This window comes from Kitasatospora sp. NPDC036755 (assembly GCF_040636595.1).
Taxonomy (GTDB): domain Bacteria; phylum Actinomycetota; class Actinomycetes; order Streptomycetales; family Streptomycetaceae; genus Kitasatospora.
Genome location: NZ_JBEZUT010000552.1, coordinates 1 through 3,439, shown reverse-complemented (window position 1 = coordinate 3,439; position 3,439 = coordinate 1). Strand labels below are relative to the sequence as shown.

At 72.2% G+C, this 3,439-nt stretch carries 3 protein-coding genes and 1 riboswitch; of the genes, 1 reads left to right on the top strand and 2 read right to left on the bottom strand.

From position 1 onward, the window contains the following. Together AB0E96_RS39730 and AB0E96_RS39725 are read right to left on the bottom strand one after the other, a co-directional pair. On the bottom strand, nucleotides 1–1,054 hold a 1,054-nt coding region (locus AB0E96_RS39730; RefSeq protein WP_359831532.1), incomplete at its 3' end, for an ABC transporter substrate-binding protein. A gap of 103 nt (nucleotides 1,055–1,157) precedes the next feature. Continuing rightward, nucleotides 1,158–1,362, bottom strand: a riboswitch (cobalamin riboswitch). Nucleotides 1,363–1,569: 207 nt separating this feature from the next. Continuing rightward, nucleotides 1,570–2,028, bottom strand: coding sequence for a MarR family transcriptional regulator (locus tag AB0E96_RS39725; protein ID WP_359831530.1), 459 nt, complete (start codon nucleotides 2,026–2,028; stop codon nucleotides 1,570–1,572). Nucleotides 2,029–2,157: 129 nt separating this feature from the next. On the opposite strand from AB0E96_RS39725, the gene AB0E96_RS39720 reads away from it, so the two are divergent. Further along, a complete protein-coding gene (locus AB0E96_RS39720; RefSeq protein WP_359831528.1) occupies nucleotides 2,158–3,414 on the top strand; it encodes an alpha/beta hydrolase in 1,257 nt (418 codons plus the stop codon). Nucleotides 3,415–3,439: the final 25 nt, after the last annotated feature.

Sequence of the window (3,439 nt, the reverse complement as noted above, 5' to 3'; positions counted from 1 at the left end):
CCACGGACAGGTCGATCTCGTACGACTTCCCGTCGACGCCGAAGTGGACGGTTTCCGCGGCGGCGCCGCCGTCCCATGAACCCTGGTGCAGCCGGCCCAGGCCCGCGGACACCCGGGCGGCACCGTCGGCGAGCAGCACGCCGGGAGTCGACTCCGAGAACGGCACCACCACGAAGGCCTCGCGCCGCACGGCGCCGAGCTTGCTCAGCACCGGGTCGTTCCGCAGGTAGTCGATCTTGGACTGGGCGGTGTCCCAGCCGGCGTCCGCCAGCACGATGGCGTCCGGGTCCGCCGCGACGACCTTCTCCCAGCTCACGTTCTGCCAGCCGCCGGGCAGGTCCCCGAAGACGTTGGCGGCACCCACGGCGTCGAGCACCAGCTGGGGCCCGCCGTGGCCGGCGCCGACGAACGGCGACTTGGTGTCCGAGTCGTACCACAGGACCTTCAGGCCCTTGCCCGCGGCCGTCGCCCTGATCCGGGCCAGTTGTTCCTCCTGTTCCCGCTGGACCGCGGCGGCCCGGTCCGTGACGCCGAAGACCATGGCGACGTCGTTCAGTTCGCCCCACGCCGCCTGCCAGGTCGTCGGCGCGGCCTTGCTCCTGTCCGAGCAGCCGAACGGGGAGACGTACGACGGGATGCCCTGGCCGACCAGTTCCTCCCGGGAGCCCGCGACCTTGTCGGTGAACGCGCTGGCGTAGGAGGCGTACAGGAAGTCGGGACGGGCCGCGAGGAGCTTCTCCTTCGTCGGGTACTCCTTGGAGAGCACCGGGACGGACTCGTAGGCCGTCTTCCACTTCCCCGGGACGGCGTCGTCGAGGTAGGCGGTACCGGCCATGCGGGACTCCAGGCCGAGGGCCAGGGCCACCTCGGTGGCACCCTGGTTGAGCGTCACCAGCCGGGCGGGCGGCGCGCCGACCGACACGGTGGTCCCGCAGTTGTCCACGCTGACCGGCGCGGCACTCCCGGTCGATCCGCCGGCCGCGACGGGCGCCGGGGCGCCGGCGCAGCCGCCGAGCGCGCCGACGAACAGGACGGCCGCGACCGTCCGGCGCACACGTGCCGGACCTGCCGGACGCGCGGGGCGGGTGGGACGAACGGAGCATATGGACGGAAACGGGTACGGCTGACCGCTGGGCACGTGTTCTCCAAAACCCTCGTGGAACATGTCGCGCCGTGGCCGGTCTCCTGGCTTCCGCATCGACGCACCACGGCCGACCTTCCCGGGCGGCTCTTCGGGCCGCCCAGTGGCCCCGACCGCTGGGGGAGCCGGTCGGCGAGGGCCGCGGAACTCCGCGGCAACAGTGGCGAGGGCCGCACCGGACTTCGACCGGTTTCCCGTGCACCACGGCGGTGAAAAGGTATCAGGCGTGGTCAGGCCGGTGCCGACCGGCTCGAGGGGTGATCGTTCGGCCACGCCCGGTGGCAACGCGACAGCGCCGAACGCCGTGCGGGCCCCCGAGGAACCGGCTTCGCCCGAAGCGCCCCGACCCGTACGGGAGGAACGCCGCCCCGCGCCGGACCTTCCGGAACGGGCTTCAGGGCGTGCGCTCGGATCGCGCCGTGTGGCTTTCAGAGCTGGTCGTAGATGGTGGCGAGGTGGCGCAGGGCGTCGGTCGTCGCTTCCAGGGCCTGGGTGTCGAGGTGTGCGAGGGCGGTGTCCAGCGCTTGCGCGAGGGCGGTCTGGCGTTCGGCGTGGCGCGCTCGGCCGGTGTCGGTGAGGGTGACGAGTACCGACCGCTTGTCGCCCTCGGGGCGTTCGCGGGTGACGTAGCCGGCGGCCGCGAGGCCGTTGACCAGTTGGGTGGTGGCCGCGCCGGTGGTCTCGGTGGCGGCGGCGAGTTGACCGATCGGGAGCGGCCCGTTGTCGGCGAGCGCGCGCAGGGCGCGGGCATGGGTGAGGGAGAGGGCGCCCGGGGTGCGGGTGGCGCGTCCGCGCAGGCGGGAGTCGGCGGCGCTGAGGCTGTAGGCGGCACGGGCGAGCCGGTCGAGGGCCAGGTGGCGGGCGGGGGCGGGCTGCTGGTCCGGCATGAGGGGGTCTTCCTGGTGTGCGGCGGGGGCGGGTTGACAGGAATTCTAGCCTAAGTACTTAATAGATAAGTACTTAGGCACTGCGCCGGGCGCAGCGTCCGCCAGTACCCCGACGAGAGGACACCTGTCATGACTGTTCGTTCCACCGGCCAGAGCTGGGCCCTGGACATCGCCCTCGCCCAGGGCGGCTTCGACGCCCTGCACCCCCAGGCCAAGGGCACCATGCAGCAGCTCGGCCACGACCACACCGACTTCGACAAGGTCTTCGACCTGGTGCAGAGCGGCGTGATGCTGCCCAAGGCGTGGGCCACCATCGCCGGCCAGGCCGAGGAGCGCGCCGCCCACCACGAGAAGAACGGCTACCCGCGGACCGCCGCCGACCTCTACCTGCGTGCCGCCGTGATGTGGGGCCGCGCCCAGTACTCGATCTTCGACGCCGCCGACCCGCGCAAGCTCGCCTTCCGGGAGCACGCCAACCACTGCGTCGAGCGTCTGGGCGCGCTGCGCGAGGGCCGGGTGCGCAGGGTCGTCCTCGACTTCAAGGGGAAGCAGATCTTCGCCCTGCTGCACCTGCCCGCGGGGAAGGTCGAGAACGCCCCGGCGGTCATCCTCGGCCCGGGGATGGACATGATCAAGGAGGACTACATCTACGCGGCCGAGCGGTACTACACCTCCCGCGGCATCGTGGCCCTGTCGATCGAGGGCCCCGGCCAGGGGGAGAGCCGGGCCAACGGACTGACCGTCGACCTGACCAACTACGAGCGCGCGATCAGCCGCTACATCGACCACCTGGCCTCGCTGCCCGAGGTCGACCCGGCCCGGATCGGCATGTTCGGCATCTCCATGAGCGGCTACTGGGGCTCCCGCGCCGCCGCCACCGACCCCCGCCTCGCGGCCCTGGCCGCCTTCGAGGCCGTCACCGGCGACTTCACCACCATCTTCGAGCGGGCCCAGCCGACCTTCAAGAACAACTACATGTTCATGGCCGGCTACACCGACGAGGACGCCTTCGACACCGAGCTCGCCGCCCGGATGCCGCTCGGCGACCTGGTCGGACAGATCACCTGCCCGGTCCTGTACGGCATCGGCGAGTTCGACGAACTCACCGTCCTGGAACAGGCCATCGCCAACTACGAGCGGGTCCGTGCGCCCAAGGAGCTGCGCGTCTACGAGAACGAGTTCCACCCGCTGGGCGGCACCGCCGCCGAGGTCTTCCGCTTCGGCGCCGAGTGGGTCGAGCGGGCCCTGAACGGCGAGTTCGCGGAGCCTGCCCGCGACGTGCGCCACTACGTCCACGCCGACGGCCGCACCACCGACGGCACCGCCGACCCGACCTGGTGGCTCGGCACCACCCCCGCCCGGATCGCCGACGCCCGCCGGGCCTGACGCCCCCGGCGCCGACCCGCGCGCC

What these genes read in the sequence shown, in the direction of transcription:
- AB0E96_RS39725 (WP_359831530.1), bottom strand. Translation starts at nt 2,028, where the DNA reads ATGCCGGACCAGCAGCCCGCCCCCGCCCGCCACCTGGCCCTCGACCGG.
- AB0E96_RS39720 (WP_359831528.1), top strand. Translation starts at nt 2,158, where the DNA reads ATGACTGTTCGTTCCACCGGCCAGAGCTGGGCCCTGGACATCGCCCTC.